Origin of the sequence: Mariniphaga anaerophila (assembly GCF_900129025.1) — a bacterium.
Taxonomy (GTDB): domain Bacteria; phylum Bacteroidota; class Bacteroidia; order Bacteroidales; family Prolixibacteraceae; genus Mariniphaga; species Mariniphaga anaerophila.
In genome coordinates this window covers 792,843-813,642 of record NZ_FQUM01000001.1, presented here as the reverse complement: position 1 = coordinate 813,642, position 20,800 = coordinate 792,843, and the positions used below count along the sequence as shown (strand labels likewise).

Here is a 20,800-nt window from a genome sequence, read left to right as displayed (position 1 = left end):
TGAAGACAGAACATCCTTCTTTGATTTTTCTGAGCTTTTTCATCAAATTGAAGCTGGTTGCGGTCAATATAGTATTAATCTGGTCGCCAACAACCCCGGCGAGGAAGTATTTCCCCATCCGATGATCGTGTTTGCCGAACCCAATAATACGCTCATCATTGACCGGAAAGGGTTCAAATCCGCCATTCCCGGAATCAAAGGCCTGGCCCCCAAAGACAACATCAAAGCCTGTGTGGACCGCAACGCGTTCATCCACAACCTGGGCTATGCCACTGCTGCTTATTATGGGCATTTTCTCCATCCTGACGCGGTGTACCTGTACGAAGTTCTTAACTATAGTGAGGTATTATTATTTACCAGGGCGGTCATGCTTCAATCTGCAGCTATTCTAAAAGCAGCTTATGCAGGAGATTTTACAAAAGCTGACCTTGAAGCTCATATTGATGACCTGATTTATCGGTTCAGAAATAAAGCATTGGGAGACACTATCTTTCAGGTTGGGCAGGATTTGCCGAGGAAACTTGCCCCTAACGACAGGTTTATAGGGATAATTCGGCTGGCCCAAAAACAACAGAAACCATACGATAAGGTGTTACAGGCGATGGCGTATGCTTTTTTCTTCCGAGCAACTGATGAAAACAGGAACCGGCCCGCCTCGGATTTGCTTTTTGACAATTACCTTTCAAAAGGGATAGAATTTACGCTGCGCGAGGTATGCCGGTTTGACCCGGAAAGAGACAGACAGGTAACCAGTCGGTCCCGGCATTATTTTGATGAGATTGCCGGCACACGGTCATTCAACTCGCGTAGCGGTCAGGTATGAAGATGTTTCTTTCACCGAATCAAACGTATTTTATCAATTAACCAAAAATCAAAAGTTTAAATGACATACGGGATGTAAAAATAAAAAGATCAAACCGTCTTGAATTTTTCATTATTACAATTGTTTCGAAGCAAAAGGAAGTATTATCCTGAAATTTAATGCATTAACTGTTCAATTTTTAAATATACATGAAACGTGCTTGAATACGTCGCCAATTTGCGAAAAGAAACGGACGAAGCAATAGACCGCATCGAATCATCTGATTTCAACATCCTGAAAAAATCATTGGAAGCCTCTCACCTACTTGGTGAAGCATTCAACAGAATAAAAAGTTTATCTCCTCCTATCAATTCAAGAATGAGAGCGAAGAGATAAGTTTTTTCAAAGAAATAAAACCAAAATTTTGTTACCGACTGATTTATTATCGTAAACTATATAACATCGAAATGAATCGTCCTGCTGGGGTAGAGAAGCAAAAGGAGTATTTGATTGATGAATTAAACGAAATAAATAAATATAACGCAAAACGCCTGGACTTTATCCGTTACTATCGATCAGGTGCTACTCATCTGGATTCCTTGTATTTCCTGCGTGGGAAAATGGATACTGAACAATACCTGGAAACATTTTATTATGAACTCGATCCAAATTTCTCGACTAACTACGATTTCAAGGTGGCAAAAATATTGTCCAACGACATGCTTTTGGCCTACCTGATGCAGGAAATAGAACGGATGAACAACAATGGAGTAAACCTTCCTTCAGGATTTCCCTCGATTAAACTTACATGGATGGGGACAAAAACGGAACTTATGGAACAACTCTACAGCTGGGACAGTGCCAGTACTTTTGGCGACCTACCACTCACGCAATTATCCGATTATATCCAAAATATTTTCAATATCCAGCTCGATAAAAACCTCTCACGCGCATTCAGCGACATGAAAATCAGGAATGTCCCTACCCCATTTTTGGATAAACTACATGATGCACTGCTCAGGCGTATGGGCAGAAGAAAAATAAATAGTTAATACCGAGTATTTTCACATTCGTTTCGTAATAGTTCCAGGAGCGAAACCCTCTAATATACTGAATATTAATCGGGAGTAAAAACTTTCAAAAAAGGTGGGCCGACTTCCTGATAAGCCGATTTAATAGCCTGTAGCTTTGTAGTAATTCAAAGATTTACTGTAATGTTTATTGAAAAGGAATATTTTGAAAACTGGATGCAGCGTTTAAATTTAAAGCTTGATGAGGTTGTTAACAAGCTTGATGATTCCGGGGAAGAAATCCCACTACTTGACGGAGAAAAATTGCTGGACAACTACGTTGTATGCCGGATGCTCAATGTCAGCAAACTAACATTGCAACATTACCCAGAAAAGAAAAATCATTGGTTCGGTCTTCCCGGAAAAACTCACATTTGACGGAATTCGTTTTCGAACCACAATAATAAATGAAGCACTGGAATATATTTTGCTGATAGACAATAAAATAGGAGGCAAAAAAAACGGGACAAATTCATCAATTTTGAACTTGTCCCGTAAGGTGATCCCACCGGGACAAAACTCGAACCATTTTATGTCTGATTTAAAGTTGTTAGGCAAACTTTCTATAGTTACAATGATATTTGAATAAACACCATTGTATGTCATTTTCGTTTTTCATTTATCTACAAAGGAAAAGGGCACCCTCCAGAAGGAAGATGCCCCATCAAACTAACCAAACTAACTCTGTATGAAAACTAAACTTTTGAGAACTCTCTTACGTCATTCGTATATGTTGATTGTATGTTATACTCGAAATTCGCTAATTAAATAATTTTTCTTTTACTCCACCACTGAGAATTTGTAAATAGTCTGAGTTTGATAGGTTTCTCCCGGATTCAATAAAATAGATGGAAAATCCTTATGATTTGGAGAATCCGGGAAATGCTGGGTTTCCAGCGCAAAAGATTCACGGTAATTCAAAGGTTTTCCAAGCTTTCCGGTATCTGAACCATCAAAAAAATTGCCACCATAAAACTGAATTCCAGGCTCTTCGGTAAACACTTCCATTTTCCGTCCGCTTTTGGTTTCTACCACAATGGCAGCCAATGACATTCTTCCGTTGTCTTTTTTTAGTGCAAAATTATGGTCGTAGCCCATTCCATTTTTTAGTTGCTCGTTTGTTTGCTGCATTCCCAAATCCTGCCCAATTGATTTTCCTTTTCTGAAATCGAATGGTGTTCCATTAACCGGAACATTTTCTCCCAGTGGAATAAGTGTTTCGTCAACAGCTGTGTAGTAATCGGCATTTATGGTTAAAATATGATTATTGATGCTGCCTCCGGCTTCTCCTCCCAAATTAAAAAAGGCATGATTGGTAAGGTTTACAGGAGTGCGTTTATCAGTAGTAGCCGTGTATTTCATCATAACTTCATTTTTTGGGGTGAGTTCGTACTCAACAACCATACTCAAATTTCCCGGGTAGCCCATTTCTCCATCTTCCGACAGGTAAGTGAGAACAATTGAGTTTTCGCTAACCGACTTAACATCCCAAACCTGGTTATGAAACCCTTTTGGGCCTCCATGCAAATGATTTGGGCCATTATTTAAGGGCAAATCGTAGGTTTTACCATCCAATTCAAACTGTCCCCCGGCAATGCGGTTCCCGACTCTACCGATTAATGCCCCGTGGTAGGCTTCGTTTGCAGCCAGATATTCATCTATGCTTTTAAAGCCTAAAACCACGTCGGCCATTGTTCCGTTTATATCAGGAGTGCACAAACTTACAATTCGCCCGCCGAAATTGGTAACGGCCATTGTGATATCGCCGTTCCTCAGAAAATAGAGATTAACCGATTTACCATCTATAGTTTTCTGAAAATTTTCGGCATTCAAATTGACACACGTTTGCTTTTTATCTTTTAGAACGGGCATTGAGTTCCACCATTGCACCACTTGTTCGGTCATCAACTTATTCAGTTCAGGGTAAGTAGTTGCCAAATTATTTGTTTCTCCCAGATCGTCAATAATATTATAAAGCTCAGGACCGCTGCCATCGTAATCGCACAATAATTTCCATTTTCCATGGCGCATCGCCAAATCTGGTAAATCCTCAAAGCCATAATAGTTTTTTCTGTCAGGTGGGCGGCTGTAAAATATTGGACTTTCACGCGATTTTTTCGCTTCTCCTAAAATTGTTGCAATTACATTTTCTCCATCATAGTTTGCACCTTCCGGCACTTTGGTTCCGGTGAAACTTAATAGAGAAGGAACTAAATCAATTGCAGAAAAAACGGATTCTTTGTTTCGGCTTCCTTTTGCATTTTTATTAATAAAGCCAGGTCCCCAGACCACCATTGACGAACGGATTCCTCCTTCGTATAAATGGGTTTTATATCCTTTCAGGTTTCCTGCACGTCCGGCATCTTTTTCAGGTCCGTTGTCGGAGCAAATTAAAATAAGAGTATTTTCACTTAATTCTTTATTATTCTTAATAAAGTCGAAAAGCTTTGCAAATTGCTGGTCCATAGCTTCTAAAACGGCAAGATACAATCCTCTTTTCCCGGCTTCTTTTGCTAAGCCGTATTCTTCAAAGGGAGGCCAGTAAGGACTATGTACGTCATCGGGCCATAAGTTGATATAAAATGGTTTGTTCTCATTTTGTGCTTTTTCCATAAACGAAATGGCAGCATCTACAAAACCACTTGTAATTTCTGAACGCTGCATCCAGGTAACTGGTTCTCCAAGACTTTCAGCATTTTCCCAAATCTTACCGACGTTCCCGTTTTCATCTTTTGTTAGAGGAAGCAACTTAGCTCCCATGCCTTCAAAATTGGTAAGCGATTCATCAAATCCATATTCGGTAATTTCCGGTGCTTTGTTTACATCACGTTGTCCGCCCATGTGCCATTTCCCGAAATGCCCAGTAGCATAACCAGCCTCCTTCAGGCAGCGCGCCAGCATGGGGGCTTCAGGATTCAACCAATTTGCCATACCTCGTTCTTCATTATCTTTTTGATGTGCCAAATACGAAGTAATATTATAACGTTGAGGATATTGACCTGTCGAGATGGCAACACGCGATGGCGAACAAATGGGTGAATTCACGTAAAACTGTTCAAAACAAATTCCTTCGGATGCCAGCTTATCGATATTGGGCGTTTGCGCATCGGCATTTCCAAAACACGACAAATCTTCCCACCCCATATCGTCGATAAATACGAGAATGACGTTTGGTTTTGATTGTTTATTCTTACTGTAACAATCTACAGTGAATAAAAACAAAACTCCAATAAATATTAACTTCTTTACTATACTCATTTCTTTACTTTTTAGTATCCGAAGTTGTCAAAAGTTAATTTGAAAAACTGTGAGCAACACCCTGATCTCATTGGCTTCAGCTAATTTTTATTCTGTAGCTATGACTAAGCAAAAAAGAATGGAGCTTCGCCACTTATAATCAATATGTCACTTTCGAAATTCCCATTAACTTTAAACAACTTCTCCTTAAGTATCTAATTTTTAAAAATTATACCGAACATCGTTTAGTGGAAGTTTACTTGCCTTGTGTCAAACTCTTTATCAAATCAACCTCTTCCTGCTTGTATGGTGTACCATCTTTACGGAAAATTTCGTGAAACCAAAGTTCTGGTTCAGAACCATCCGAAATAGGTTCATCCCAAGCATACTTAGTGTTTGATTTTCCATCCACTAGCCCCCAATTTATGGCACCGACATTCTCTCTTGCTAGGATAGGCATAATGTTCGTAAATAAACTATTGTTGCGGCGAGCCATATACTCTGTACAAACCATTGGTCTTCCGAGCTGCTTTAAACTATCAATTGCTGCCTGATGTTTCTCTGGCCCCTCATAGTTATGATAGGTAATGATATCCGAATTTTCAAGTTGAAACTTATTTAGATCAGATAAACCATGATTCCATACGCCAACAGACAAGGGTTGGGACGGGCGAACTTCCCAAGCCCATTCAAAAACATTTTTAAGAAGTGGCATTGACTTGTTTCCTAACTTATTATTGCCGGGTTCATTGTAAAGATCCCACATCACAATTCGCTCATCGTCTTTAAAATTTGTAAGCACGTCTTTTACATATGTTTCCAAACTGGTCATTAGTTCAGGTTTTTCATCCAACAAAGTACCGGGATCACGCACCCAACCAGAGTTATGAACACCCGGTTTGGGATCGGGTTGTTTACCCGCTTGATAGGTTGCATTCCAGCAATCATCAAAAAATACAAAAATGGTTTTAACACTATGACTATCGGCAATTTCAAGGTATTTGCTCATGCGCTTTTTAAAACCATCCTTATCGACTTTCCATGCAAGATGGTGTAGATACACACGCATACAGTTTAAGCCAATATCTTCAGCCCATCCAAGCTCCTTGTCAATGGTTTCTGGATCAAATGACTCAGCTTGCCATGTTTCTAATTGATTAATGGCTGTACTTGGATTAAAATTAGCTCCTCTTAGCCATGGTTGCTTTTCGCCCCATTGCTGAGCCTTTTCCACACTCCATCGTTCCTGAAGCGATTCCTTCTTTTCTTTTTCTTGTGTTGGCTTTGAATTTGAACATGCGAATACAGATAGTGTTAGTATCAATAATGCTAAAAAGTATATTCTTCTGGTCATGTTATTTTCTTTTTATGGTTTTTTAATTTCAGCATGTAGGCTCTTAATCATTATGGTATTATTGCGCTGGTTTTATTATCTTTTTTGCATCAACTGTAATATCATAAAGATTACTTTCTTCATTCCATTGTAAAATAAGCGGTACAATACGAGTTCGTCGGGGTACTACCTTATTTTCTGAATAGTGCACATGATAGACGTAATACCATTGACCGTCTTTCCCTTCAAATACATCACCGTGCCCTGAACCGTTTTCACCTACAATTGAGCGATGAATAATTGGACTATTCTGGTGTTTTATCCATGGACCGTAAGGAGAATCTGCTGTAGCGTATCCCATAGCATAATCAATATTCTTGAAATGATTGGCGGAATAAAACAAATAGTATTTACTTTTCATTTTCACTACAGTCGGACCTTCTAAAATAGGATTAGATGGGTAATTTGGAGTTGCTTCCCAATCCTCTGTCTGATCGAAACATTTTTTAAGTGTTTCTTCTTTTATTTTCCCTTTCTCGATATCAAATTCAGCCACCCATAGATAATTTCCTTTATTAAACCGAACATGATAGAGGTAATATTTCTCATCCTCATCTTGAAAAATGTAGGAGTCAATATTTTTTTCCGATCCATCAATGGGCTCAATTTTATCTTGGCGATATGGTCCCAGAATTGACTTAGATTTGGCCAGTACTGTTTGCTCATTAGCTGTATAAGTATATAAGTAATCGTTATCAATCTTTAAAATCTGAGGTGCCCAAAAACCTTTTGAACCATAAGTCCCATCATGTTTGCTTAGTATCATTGTTCGCGGCTTACCTTTTGGAGATTTCCAATCTTGAAGATTGTCAGATTCTAAAATGGCAAAACCAAAAGGTTCTCGATTTCTCGTTCCAGTCAGGTAGTATTTATCATTTTCAACGTAAATGGTTGGATCTGCAAAGAAAATCTCTTCCCTGGTTTCACTTTTTTCTTTTACTGCACAAGAGGTAAGTACAGTACAAACAAATAATGTAAGAATATGAATTGTCTTCATTTTTATAAAAATTAATTAATCTATTTAGAATTATTAACTACCTCACCTATTACCATATAAATTCCTTTGCCGTATGCATTCGTACTGGTAACTGCAATGACTTCACCGCTACTGAGCACGCAAAGCGAATTCCATTTGGCACTATTCGATTTTGAAATCGCAAATGGCTCACTTTCATGATCGAATGGTTCAATTACACTTTCACCAACAAGTACTTTCATCGTTTCAAAATTCTTTTCTCGCTCATTTCTATCCTGAAAAGAAAGAATCAGTTCACCGCTATTAAGTTTTGCAAGGTAAGGGGCTCCTGCATAGCGAGTCCTTGAAAAATCAGGAACAGCATGAAACCTTCTGCTGTCATTAGAACCAACCAAACCATTTTTCCAATTGCTTGAAACCGGTTCTTTTATTATTGTTGGTTGCAGCACGTGATTGTTGCTGTTATCTTCAATTGCAAGCAAGATGTTATCACCATCCAATATTGGAACAGGCATTCCGTCTCTTGCACCTTGGGCAAAAGTTGCTGTTTCAATTTCAGCAGTCCAGCTCTCTCCATTATCAAAAGACCTCAATAACGAAATTTCCTGCTCGTTTGTATTTGGGTATGGATATTCGTTGGCAAAATAGCATTGGAGTTCACCATCCGGCAACTGTAAAAATGCCGGTTCCCAACAGCCAATATCACCAGAGTTCCCTGCATTGTAAATAAGTTGTGGTTCTGACCATGTTTGCCCATAATCATCACTTGAAACAATCATTATTCCGTAGGTATAATCACTTCCCCATCTTTCATCTTTTACCCTTCGGTTCAAACCAACAACGATAGATTTGTTGGCAAGTTGAATAGCTTCAGCATTAGTCATGATGTAATTTGCATCACCTTCAGCCAACAACTGTTCATTCTCCCATGTACTCCCCTGATCATCACTGTATTTAATGTAAATGTGATTGCTTCGAGAGTAAACGGCAATCAATTGCTGATTATCCAATTCCCGAATCCGGGCATAATTCCCATCGGTAATTTTTCTCAGAGAAGACGAATCCCAAATAATATGAGTGCCTTCTACTACAACTTCATTAGGTTTCTCTTCAACAACAGGTTCATCTTCCGTTCCACAAGCTGTATTAAAAATCATAGATAGAATTAAAAATCCCGCCAACAGCCATCCAATCATCATGTTTTTTAAAAAAGTCATCCTTATTTAATATTATTTCTATTAATTTTCTTTTTTAGATTCGGTCCAAGGATTTGGGAAAACATTGATTCTTTCAGCATATTCATCCCATATCGTTGCCAGTTCTTTCAACTTTTCAGGATGAGTATCTGCTAAATCATTAAGTTCGCTTCTGTCTTCAGCAATATTGTACAATTCCCATTCACCTAATTTGGAGTTAGTCCAACGAGCGTATGGTCCATCAAGCAGTTCGCCTTTTGAAACTAGTTTCCAATCGCCTAAACGCACTGCACGGTTCATTTCATGCTCCCAGCAAATAGCTCCATCGCGACTAATCTCTTCACCTTTAAATAAAGGCACCAAACTAATCCCTTCCATTGGGTGAATTTTATTGCCGTCCTTCTCTTCAGGATAATTTGCTCCCATGAGTTCGGTCAGGGTAGGCATGATATCAATAATATGGCTTGGGAAAGAATTAAGGCTATTTGCTTCCTTAATCAAATTCGGATAGTGTGCAATTAGCGGAGTAGATATACCTCCTTCGTGAATCCAGTGTTTATACTCCTTAAAAGGTGTATTGGAGACGTTAGCCCAAGGCTGCCCATAAGCTACGTAAGTTGTATCCGGACCACCGGCTACTCCTTCACCTTTCAAAATCGCCTTCCCTTCTCTTGTAACCCTTGGGATAACATCATACTCAATTTCATCTATCTTTAATGGAACAAGTTCCTCGGCTGTTGTTGCCCATGACCCGGTTTCACCTTTTGTGCCAATCTCCTCAGCACAACCACCATTATCTTGTAAAAACAAAATCAGGGTATTTTCATAAATTCCTTCACCTTTTAGGGTTTCAATAACTCTCCCAATTCCCTGATCCATAACATCAATCATTGCTGCATAAATTTCCATTCTTTCTGCCTGTACGTCTTTGTTCTTTGCTTCAGTCCATGGGTATGTGTCAAGTGGTGATAATTCTGTATCAGATGAAATCAAACCCAATTCTTTCATTTTAACTATCCGATTTTTGCGTATTTCTTCCCATCCGGCATCGTAAACCCCATCGTACTTTTTAATATCTTCTGGCTTGGCATGCATAGGCCAGTGTGCCGCAGTGTATGGCATATACAAAAAGAAAGGAGATTCTTTGTCTCGCTCTTTTATAAACCTTGCTGCTTCATCTGAAATGGCATCGGTATAGTAATAATCTTCTGAAGGATATTCTTCATCGATAAAAGGATTGATAAGCGTGTTGTCACGACAAAGCGTAGCCGGGTCGTAAAAATTACCAGCTCCGTTAATGGTTCCATAAAAGCGGTCGAATCCGCGTTGCAAAGGCCAGTTATGTTTAGGACCATCTTCATTGCAATTTTTGCTGACATGCCATTTCCCAGTCATAAAAGTTGAATAACCTGCGGTTTTGGCAACCTCAGCCAATGTTACACAATTCGAATTCAGGTCTCCCTGGTACGCCGGATTTTCAGCTTCAATACCGGTCATCCATCCCATACCTGCCTGGTGTGGATATAAACCAGTCAATAATGTGGCTCTGGTTGGACAACAACGAGCACCATTGTAAAACTGGGTGAAACGAATTCCGTTTTGAGCCAAGTTGTCAAGGTTTGGAGTTTGAATCTCTCCACCGTAACAACCAATATCAGAAAAACCCATATCATCTGACATGATTAAAATGATATTTGGACGAGATTCTGAATTCTGTGCCTCTTGTTTTATCTTTGCCTGACAACCTGAAAATTGGATTGTTATTACGATTATCAGATTTAACATTTTATGTTTCATGATATATTTATTTATTTTAACGACTATATACCAGTAAATGCTGCACATATCTCAAGCAATATTAACAGTACCGGAAATTGGTTCAACATACCACATTTATCAAATTCAAACAATTAGGCTTTGAGCGGCATAACTAATTATTCAAAATTCTGAGTTGATTGTTATTCTCTATATGAGTTGAATTGGGATTTACATAAGAAACCCCAAATTGGTTTTTTTGTAATGAAAATCCGTCAATAGTTGAATAGTCTGCCGAAATATTATACGTTTGCGACAAACTTTGCTGAATAATAAATAAGACGATTAATAATAAAGCCGGATACTTCATTTTTGATACAGAAAAAGTTCTAAAAGCTTAATCTTAAATTGAATAGTTTTATTATATACTTTAAGCCGACAGGGGAAATTCCCTGTCAGCTTAATAAACTTATCTTACTACCAACCTGGATTTTGAACCAAATTTGGGTTGATTGCTATTTCGGTGGAAGGAATTGGAATTAACTCATATTTAATATTATATGGAGCAATATTAGTGGCTTCTGTTAAACCCGTTGTCCAAGCCCCATCTACCCATTTAGGCAAACCTTGCGGTAACCCTGGTAAATACTCGTCGAACTGATATTCCAACATGGTACGTGTATTATCTTTGTAGCGCATTCGTCTTAAGTCAAAATACCTGCTGTATTCCCCTATAAATTCCAAACCTCGTTCATCAAAAATTTTCATACGAAAGTCTTCTTTTGAAAGGCCTGGAGTCAAATCTGCCGGTGTAGCCCTGGAAGTACCATCAGCCAAACGTGCACGTTCCCTTACTTTATTAAATGCAGTATAAGCTGCAGCTGTTGGGCCATTCAGTTCATTTTCAGCTTCTGCCTTCATCAGATAAATGTCTGACAGACGTATGAGATAAAAATCATTCTCATTTGAGAAAGTAGCAAGTCCACCAGCATCCACGTACTTCTTAATATAGGGTTGTGATTCCCATTCTTCAGTTGGAGTATTCGGCCAGGTGGTCCTGTTCTTTCCTGTTCTCCAATTTGTCCATGAAAAACGAAAGGTCTTTTCAACCCGGTAGTCGCCAACATATTCACCCTGAAGGTATCTATCTATAAACCATGGTTGTACTTTATAATGGCTGGTACCTCCACCATCTGGTCTTCCTGAAACACCTGTAATTGTATTTGGGTTAAAAAACTGAACCATAAAACCACCTTCTCCCTGATTTCCAGGATTAGCGGCATCACGTGTATTGATTACGGCAAACAGAATCTCCCGGGCACTTACAGTTTCCTGATTAACATCCCACAATGTAGCATAATCAGACACAAGTTGATATTCTCCGGAATTGAGAATTTCATCGGCATATTGAATTGCTTTTTGATAATACTGGCCGGATTCACTACTTCTTCCGTTTAAATCGAGGTAATTTGCGTAGTGCAAACAGGCTTTAACCATGTACGCCTGAGCACTTTGTTTAGTAGCTCTTCCTTTTTCGCCACTGGGTTGAGCCGAACGGCTTGGAAGATAAGCAATGGCATCCTCTAAATCTAAAAATATCTGGGTGTAAACCTCGTCAACACTGTTTCTTGAAACATTAAATTCCTGACTGGCATCTACGCTTTTGAGTATTAAAGGAACACCGCCATATAGATTTACCAGATTAAAGTAAAAAAATCCCCTTAGAAATTTGGCTTCACTTACAGCCTTATTTTCAAAAGACTCTGGAAGATCTAATTGTTCAACATAATCAAGCACACCATTACTATTACTAATCCCTTCATAAATTTCCCACCATAGATGAATGTAATGATAATGTGAGGAATTAAGTGTAATTCTTCTTGCAAGAACCCCCGGTTCATTTCCTGCCGTCGAAGACAGATCATCTGCACTACTATGTGTTACCCACATGGCAGAGCGTCCAAAAAAATCAATTGCATTTATTGACGCATAAGCACCAATTATTGCATTATCAACATCTGAAACACTTTTAATTGCACTTTCAGGAGTAGCTAAATCATAAATCGTTTCCTCAAGGGAACATGAAAAACCCAAGAGTGTTATTAATAATACTATACAAAATTTTATATTCTTCATGTCGTTAAATGTTAGAATTTGATATTTAAACCTGTTGAAACAGTGATTGATTGAGGATAAGTCCCATTATCAACCCCAGGAGTTAACCCTGTACCATAGTTTGCACTTACTTCCGGATCGTAACCTTTATATTTTGATATTGTTAACAGGTTGGAAGCGCTTGCAAAAACAGTAATTGATTTTATCCAGTTTGCCTTTACATCTATATTATACGACAGATTAACATTTTTTAATCGTATATAAGAACCATCCTCAACAATAAAATCGGTGAAACGCTGATCGAAATAATTATAATATGAACTTGCTCTTGGATAATAATTACTGGTTCCTTCACCTGTCCACCTGTTATCATAAGCTTCCTGTCGTACGTTACTAATGGCACCCGTTAGCGGATCCATCCTGTATCGGTTTAAGTTAGCAATATCATTCCCTACTACTCCAAGAATTAAAAAGGACAGGTTAAAGTTTTTATATTCGAAATTATTTGTTAACCCGAAAGTGAAGTCCGGGTGCGGGTTTCCTATAATGATCCGGTCGTCCCCATTTATTTTATCATCATCATTCTGATCAACTATTCTGATATCTCCCGGTTTCGCAGAAGTAGCTTGAGGACCTTCTGCAACTTCCTGTGCATTTTGATAAATACCATCGGTTCTATATCCATAAAATGAACCAACCGGGCTGCCAACAATTGCAACATGAATTGGCTGACCCAGTAAATTTCCAGCATTTAAAAAATTAGGGCCAAAAATAATTCCATCATCACCCAATTCTCCAAGGCTCAACATTTTATTACGGTTGAATGAAATATTACCTCCGGCACTCCACCTAAAAGGACTTTCGATAATTTGTGCTCTTAGGTCAATGTCCAATCCTTTGTTTTCAACAGAACCCGCATTTGAAGGAAGCCTTCTGAAACCCGTAGTTGTTGGAATTGGCAAATTTATTAACAGGTCTTCCGTTTTCTTTTTGTATAAATTAACCTCCAATTGTATCCTCTCATTCCACAATCCAAGGTCCATCCCAACATTGTACTGAGCAGTTGTTTCCCAACCTAAAGTAGTATTGGCCATATTATTTTTAATCAATCCTTTAACAATGCCTCCATTCACCACATAGGCATCGCTACCTAATAACACTTTAGTAGAACCAACACCGATACTCTGGTTACCCGAGGTTCCATAACTTGCCCTTAATTTCAAGGTATTAATTATCTCGGCATCTGCCATAAATGATTCATTATGTAATTTCCAGGCAGCAGCAACAGAAGGGAACAAAGCCCATTTGTTTCCTTCAGCTAATCTGGTTGAACCATCATAACGAGCAGTAGCAGTTAAAAGATATCGATTCATATAGGAATAATTAATCCTTCCAAGGAAAGAAGATAAAGCCCATTCACGATGTTGAGTATAGGCGGTCCCTGGTGCATTCCCCGACTGAAAACTCTCATAAGTCAGATTATCATTAGAGAAATCGGTGGCAGAAACCCCTATTGATCTTCTGTTCCATTGTTGCCAACTATAACCAGCGACAGCATTAATAGAATGGTCACCAAAATCTTTCACAAAATTTAGGGTGTTTTCAGACAAAAAGTTAAAAACGGTGGATTGATTCCGGTACGCATATCCTTTATAATTATCTCCTGTGAAAGTTCCACGCGGGTAATAAGATTGTCTGATTCCATCGTTGTTGTTAACACCAATATTCGAAACTAATGTTAGGTCATTGGTAAGTTTTAGGTCAATCTGAGTATTGGCAATTATTAAGGTGTTCTCCTGTAGGTCTTTTGTTAATTCGAGCAATGTAAGGGGATTTTCTGTAGTAGTTTGGTCTATTTCACCAGAATCATTGTACCCTTTTTGAAAAGGCAGTGCTAAAAGGGCACTGGTTACCAGATTTGCAGATGATAATCCTTCTGTTCCTGAATTTAAGCTGATATTGGACTTTGATTTAGAGGTAAATACATTCAGTTTTATATTCAAATTATCAAACACTTTCCTGTCGTAATTAAAACGCAATCCTCCTCTTGTAAAGTCTGAATTTTTTATTGTTCCCTGCTGATCCAAATAACTTCCTATAATCGAGTAATTGCTTCGGTCATCTCCTCCCGAGAATCTCAATTGATAATCGTGTGTAATTGCTGTTCTATAAATCTCATCCTGCCAGTTATAATTGACAGAAGATATGGTATCAATTGCTGCCTGATCATAAATTGGGTCAACCCCGTCATTTAAAGCACCCTCGTTTGCATAGTTTATAAAATCCGGAGTGTTCAGAACATCTATTTTATTGCTCATTTGAGCTACATCCATTCTGTAATTGAATTCAACCTGATCGCGTCCTTTTTTACCTCTTTTGGTGGTAATTAAAACAACACCATTTGCACCCCGGGAACCATATATAGCTGTTGATGAGGCATCTTTTAATATTTCAATTGTCTCAATTTCATTCGGGTTAATATTTGCTAAAGGATTATTTTGCGGCTGTTGGTTAACTGAATAATCGCCACCCAAAGAATTACCCCCAGAATTAGCATCAATTGGGTAACCGTCTAAAACTATTAATGGTTGGTTTGATCCCAGTGAATTACCCCCACGAATTTGAAACCCCATTCCTGCACCCGGAGCACCTGAACTTTGAATAACCTGAACTCCCGACACTTTACCCTGTAATAGTTGGTCGGCCGATGTTATGGGTTTCGTGTTCTGATCTGTGAAAGTAACCTGAGCGACAGATCCGGTAAGGTCACTTTTTCTAACCACACCATATCCAATGGCAACTACTTCCTCGATTCCAATAGCATCAGCTACCAATGTTACATTAATTGTAGTTTCATTGCCAACCTGAATTTCCTGCGTTGTCATCCCCACAAAAGAAAATTGCAGCGTGCCACCTTCGGGGATATTTGAAATACTGTACGTACCATCCATGCCAGTAACTGTTCCCTGTGTAGTTCCTTTTATTACTATGGTTACTCCGGGGAGTGGTTCACTACTCGCGTCGGTAACCTTTCCGGAAATGGATTTTTGCTGAGCCCAACTGAATGAAACCATTAGAATGGCTATTAGTAAAAGGCTCAACTTACGAAATAGAATTTGATTCTTTCTTTTCATGAAATTTAGTTTTGATTATTAAAAAAAATAAAATTTTTCATTTATAAGCTCGATTTAAACTATTGGATAACTAAAGAATTGATTGGAAAAAGAATCCTGCATCAATCATTGTATGATGCAAACATCGTTTATATTCTCTTCTTCAAACTGGAATTTGAACTAAAGTAAGGGTAATGTCAGCCAAAGTGCTTATCTGTTTTGCTCGAAACACAAGTCTGCGAATAGTGACACTCAGCTTTAAAAATTCATTTACTATTTCTCTTGAGGAATTCTTTTGGGAAAAAAGTTGGAGAATAACTGTGTCAAGATTCAGAACCAAGACTTACGAATAAAACAGAACAATTATTGAATTTAAATTGAAACAATAAGTAAAGTAATAATTAGTAAAAAAAGAACTGCAAATAGTACATACAATCCTACAAGCATAATAATATTTTTTGATTTGTTTTTCATTTGGTTCTTTAATGAGCTTTGATACATGTATGGGCTGTCTTTTAAAAGATCAGCCCAATACATTTATTAACTAACTAAACTATTTAACTATACTACTCAAACTATTTTATATAGAAACGTACAAGTCTATGATTAAGGGATTATACCTTTTTTGCTAAATTCTTTTCCATTACTTACAAACTTGATTTTAATAAGCCAATTGCTTAATAATGTATTGAATACAGATTCCATTCTTGTACAATAATTGATACAAGTATCGGTTTTATTCTGTTTTTAAAACTGGAATTTGAAGTAAATTAAGGGTAATAATAGCTAATGTACTTATGTGACCAACCGAAATATAAGAACCCGCTGAATGACACCAGATTCTTTAAGTTTATTTACTAATCCGATTGAGTAGTTCTTTACGGAAATCAGAAGGTGTTTTTTTATGGGCCTTTTTGAAAGCTTTACTGAAATAATTGGGATCGGAGAAACCAACTTCATAGGAAATGTCGGCAATGTTTAAATTGGAATCGGCCATTAATTCAATGGCCTTTTTAAAACGCAAGGATTGAATATAATCGGAACCCGACATGTTAAGTAACTTTTTAAGTTTTAAGTACACCAAAGACTTACTCATTCCCAGAAGTTTTGCGAGTTCTTCATTATTCAAGGATTCATTTTCAATGTTTTCGTTAATGATTGTTGAAACCTTTTCGATAAATTCTTTGTCTTTATCCTGGAATTTTAGATTTTCTAGATTAAGGCTCCTTCCTGTTATTATCCTCTCTTTCAGCTTTTTACGCACTTCTATAAAATTTCGCACGTGCAAATCCAATTCATTCAAATCGAATGGTTTATAAACATAGGCTTCGGCTCCGGCTTGTAGCCCGGCAATTTTATCTTCGTGTGTTGTTTTTGCAGTAAGAAGAATAATGGCAATATGACTGGTAGCTTCGTCCTGTTTAATCCTTTTACAGAACTCAATGCCATCCATTTCAGGCATCATCACATCGCTAATAATAATGTCTGGTTCTTCGTCTTTTACAATATTAAGCGCTTCAATGCCATTTTGTGCAAACTTAACACTGAAACTTTTTGAATAATGTGCAATCAGAACTTCAGCAAGGTCGAGTGTATCTTCTGCAATCAAAAGTTTAAATTCTTTATCTTCTTTTGTGGGTAAGTATTCATTTAAGGATTGTTTCGAAAAACCTGCCAGACTATCCAAATCTATATTACGGCTAATGGTTTCGTTGGTGTTTTCGAGCTTAATATTCGAAATTCCTTTGTAGTCGAGCGGCAACTGAATTTTGAATTTTGTTCCTTCATTCGGGCTGCTAATTACATCAATTGTACCATGAAGGTATTCCACCAAACTTTTCACCAAAGTTAACCCAATACCAGAACCGCTTTTCTGCTCGTTACTTTGATACATTATGTAAAAAGGGGTAAACAAGTTTTTTTGTTCTTCTTTCGAAATCCCTTTTCCATTGTCCGAAATACAAATATTTATCCGCTTCTGTTCCTCGCCTACTATTTCATCGTTAATTTCTATTTCGCAAACGATAAGTCCATGAATTGGTGAATGTTTTAGTGCATTGGAAAGAAGATTGGCAATTATTTTCTCAATTTTATCCGGATCAAACCAGTGCTCATAGGTTTCACGATTGGTTTTAAACTCAAAGTTGACACGTTGCTGGTCAAACAATGGAGAAAACACAATACATGTTTCCCTTAAAAAGTCAATCATATCGCCTTTCTGCAACACCAATTTAGCATGTTTACTTTGAATTTTGCGGAAATCCATCAGTTGTGTAAATAAGAACGATAGCCTTTTAGAACTTCTTTTTATTCGTTGAAGACTATTTTTCGAGTCGTTTGAGACTTTACTATCAGAAAAAAACTGGTCGATGCTTGAAATAATAATCGAAAGAGGTGTTTTAAACTCATGTGAGATATAGGTGTAAAAATTTAGTCGTTGAAGGTTCGCCTCTTTTATCTTTTCTTTTTCCATTCTTTCCAATTTCAATGCTGTTTTTTCCTTTTCTTTATCAATGGTTATTTTCCGGTACAAAAAGAATATAAAAGCCAATACTGCGAAATAGATAATATATGCCCAGACAGTTAAATAAAAAGGTGGACGAATACGTATTTGAAGTGTTTTTGTATTGGCACTTTCAACTCCATCGTTGTTCACAGCTTTTAAATGAAATGTATATTTACCGGGCAATAAATTTGAATAGCTTGCACTGGTTTTATTGCCTGCCTCAATCCAATCCTCTTCAAAACCATCCAGATAAAAATAAAATTTATTGTTCCCTACCGAAATATAGTTTATAGCCACGAAATTGATGGTAAAAGATCTTTGGGAATAGCTTAAAGTTATATTTTGTGTTTGATTAATAGGTTGCGTAAGAATCCCTTTATTTTTAACCGGAATACTTTCATTTGCCAATTTGAAATCTGTAAAAAAAAGCTGTGGCTTTATAGTATTATCTCTAATTTCATCTGGCTTAAAGTAGGTTAATCCATTTACGTGCCCAAAATAAAGCATACCATCGGAATCTTTAAAACAGGAGCCATAATTAAACTGCATTTGCGCCAACCCGTCGTTCCGGTTATAATTTCTGAATATTCGGGTTTTCGTATTATACATCGATATTCCTTGATTAGTACTTAACCAGATGTTACCACTATCATCTTCCAAAATGCCATAGATGGTATTATTGGGCAAGCCGTCTTCCATACCCAAATGCTCAAATGAATCTGTTTCCGGAGTATATATATTAACACCGCCATCAATGCTGCCAAACAAGATTTTACCGGCACTGTCTTCCATAGCTGCGATTATTCTATTTGTTGATAAGCCATTTCCAATGTTATATCGCCGGATTTCATCGGTAACAGGATTGTAGGATGCTATTCCATCAGCATATAAACAGAACCATATTTTCCCATTTCTATCTTCAATAATATTATAGATAAAAATAGTACCAAACTCCTCTTCTTTAAAAGGAACAACTTTTTCTTTCTCCCAATCATAACGGTATATACCATTTAACGATCCAATCCAGATTTGTCCTTTCGAATCTTTGAAATTGCAGAAAACGGAATTCTCGTTTATACTATATTTCACGTTGGGGCGTAAGGATATATTCTTAAACACACCGGAAGTTGGGCTATAAACATCAATCCCCGTCATAAAACAACCAAACCAAATATTCCTGCTATTATCTTCACAAATTGCATGTATATTGTTTGAACTAATGCTGTTGCTACTACCGTGCTGGAAATAATCAATTATTTGTTTCGTTTTTGTATTGAAAGAGCATACCCCCCCATCTTCGGTTGCAATCCATAAAGTACCTCTCGTATCTTTAAATAGTTTGCTCACCGCTTTCCCACGAAGATTATTCTTACTATCGCCCGGATGGATATTATAAAACCCTTTGGAATCGCCCAGGTTGGTGTAGTTTACTCCACCAAAATAGGTTCCAATCCACATAATATTCTCTTTGCTCCGAAACAAACAGTAAATTGCTTTATCGTTTAAATGATATTCCGATGGTTCGAGTGAATGCTGAATATTTATTGTTTTTCGGGATTTAACGTCAAAAATAAATATTCCCTGCTCGCCACCAATCCAGATATTTCCATCCAAATCTTCTTCAATAACACGTACCACTTTGGTTTCTGGCTGCTCTATACCGGAGATCGTAACTTTTTTAAATGTTTTTTCCTCCTTATTAAAAATGAACAATCCGTTGTTGTTTGTTCCAATCCAGCAAGTACCTGTACGATCAATGTATGAACATTGAAAAAAACTTGAAGGGATGTCAGGGGTATTGGTTTTGTTATAGTAGTCTAGCAATACCCCATCGGGATTAAGAAAATATATACCTGAAAAAGTGGTAACCAATATAACATCGGATTCATATTCATTGATTGAAGTAATAGCTTCGTTGCGCAAAGAAACAAAATGTACCATTGTTTCTTCCGTAGGATTGTAGGCATATATTCCGTTAAAAGTTCCAATCAAGACAGTTCCATTGCTCCGTTCAAACAATGTTCTTACGTGGGGAAGTTTCGTATTACTATACAATACTGAATTAAACTTGTCAAACCGTCTGTCATATACAATCAGTCCCTCCTGAGTTCCAACAAAAAGACGGTTATCCTTATTTATCAATAAGGAAGTGATATTATTCGACGGGATACCAACATTATCTTCTTTGTAATAGCGTTTAATATTGTAACTGTCATATTTGTTCAGGCCCTGATAGGTGGCAAACCACATTATTCCGGATTCTTCCTGAACAATGCTGTGCACCGAATTAAAAGACAAACCATTGTCATTATTCAGTTTTTTGAATAAATAACGAGAATTTATCCCTTTTGCAGAAATTGCAAAAATAATAAACAACAGAAACAAATATGCAGTGGTTTTCCTCATCTTAAGGTTCAAAATTACAATTATAATAATATATGTTGTCGAATTGTACAATTCTTTTCTTTACTTAATTTCAGCAGCCTCAATCACAATTAACTTCGTAAAGTTCACTCAAAATCTATTTATCCAATAAAACAGGAGTTAAATAATCGGTTCTTCGTCAATTTTGGGGAACGAAATTTCATCGTCAAGCCCATTGTTAATCAACTGATAATCAATAAGTAAGGGTTTTGT

Annotated in this window: 11 protein-coding genes; 3 read left to right on the top strand and 8 right to left on the bottom strand. The window is 37.4% G+C overall.

What is annotated here, in order from left to right; all coding sequences use genetic code 11:
* Positions 1-121: 121 nt before the first annotated feature.
* The 3 genes from BUB08_RS03245 to BUB08_RS03235 all read left to right on the top strand — a co-directional run bounded on the left by BUB08_RS03245 (position 122) and on the right by BUB08_RS03235 (position 2,250).
* Positions 122-823 carry a mannitol dehydrogenase family protein gene (locus BUB08_RS03245; RefSeq protein WP_072998798.1) on the top strand — a complete coding sequence of 234 codons (702 nt, stop codon included), beginning with the start codon at positions 122-124 and terminating at the stop codon, positions 821-823.
* Positions 824-1,137: 314 nt separating this feature from the next.
* Positions 1,138-1,854 carry an RteC domain-containing protein gene (locus BUB08_RS03240; RefSeq protein ID WP_317041210.1) on the top strand — a complete coding sequence of 239 codons (717 nt, stop codon included), beginning with the start codon at positions 1,138-1,140 and terminating at the stop codon, positions 1,852-1,854.
* A 162-nt stretch (positions 1,855-2,016) separates the two neighbouring features.
* Entirely contained in the window at positions 2,017-2,250 is a 234-nt protein-coding gene (locus BUB08_RS03235; RefSeq protein ID WP_072998796.1) for a hypothetical protein, read from the top strand.
* A gap of 402 nt (positions 2,251-2,652) precedes the next feature.
* Here BUB08_RS03235 and BUB08_RS20495 read toward each other — a convergent pair whose 3' ends face one another.
* The 8 genes from BUB08_RS20495 to BUB08_RS03185 form a co-directional block, all read right to left on the bottom strand.
* Positions 2,653-5,130: a galactose-1-epimerase gene (locus tag BUB08_RS20495; protein ID WP_083570547.1), complete on the bottom strand. Its 2,478-nt coding sequence runs from the start codon at positions 5,128-5,130 to the stop codon at positions 2,653-2,655.
* A gap of 235 nt (positions 5,131-5,365) precedes the next feature.
* The gene (locus BUB08_RS03220; RefSeq protein WP_217651539.1) at positions 5,366-6,463 is read right to left on the bottom strand and encodes a glycoside hydrolase 5 family protein; all 1,098 of its coding nucleotides are present in this window, start codon (positions 6,461-6,463) and stop codon (positions 5,366-5,368) included.
* A 58-nt stretch (positions 6,464-6,521) separates the two neighbouring features.
* A complete protein-coding gene (locus BUB08_RS03215; RefSeq protein WP_072998794.1) occupies positions 6,522-7,499 on the bottom strand; it encodes a glycoside hydrolase family 43 protein in 978 nt (325 codons plus the stop codon).
* A gap of 20 nt (positions 7,500-7,519) precedes the next feature.
* On the bottom strand, positions 7,520-8,677 hold the full coding sequence (locus BUB08_RS03210; RefSeq protein ID WP_217651538.1) for a sialidase family protein: 1,158 nt from the start codon (positions 8,675-8,677) through the stop codon (positions 7,520-7,522).
* A 39-nt stretch (positions 8,678-8,716) separates the two neighbouring features.
* Positions 8,717-10,459 (bottom strand): arylsulfatase, encoded by a 1,743-nt coding sequence (locus BUB08_RS03205; protein WP_262493936.1) that lies wholly within the window; start codon positions 10,457-10,459, stop codon positions 8,717-8,719.
* A gap of 447 nt (positions 10,460-10,906) precedes the next feature.
* Positions 10,907-12,565: a RagB/SusD family nutrient uptake outer membrane protein gene (locus BUB08_RS03195; protein ID WP_083570545.1), complete on the bottom strand. Its 1,659-nt coding sequence runs from the start codon at positions 12,563-12,565 to the stop codon at positions 10,907-10,909.
* An 11-nt stretch (positions 12,566-12,576) separates the two neighbouring features.
* On the bottom strand, positions 12,577-15,678 hold the full coding sequence (locus BUB08_RS03190; RefSeq protein WP_083570544.1) for a SusC/RagA family TonB-linked outer membrane protein: 3,102 nt from the start codon (positions 15,676-15,678) through the stop codon (positions 12,577-12,579).
* Between the two features lie 829 nt (positions 15,679-16,507).
* On the bottom strand, positions 16,508-20,569 hold the full coding sequence (locus BUB08_RS03185) for a hybrid sensor histidine kinase/response regulator transcription factor (protein WP_072998782.1): 4,062 nt from the start codon (positions 20,567-20,569) through the stop codon (positions 16,508-16,510).
* Positions 20,570-20,800: the final 231 nt, after the last annotated feature.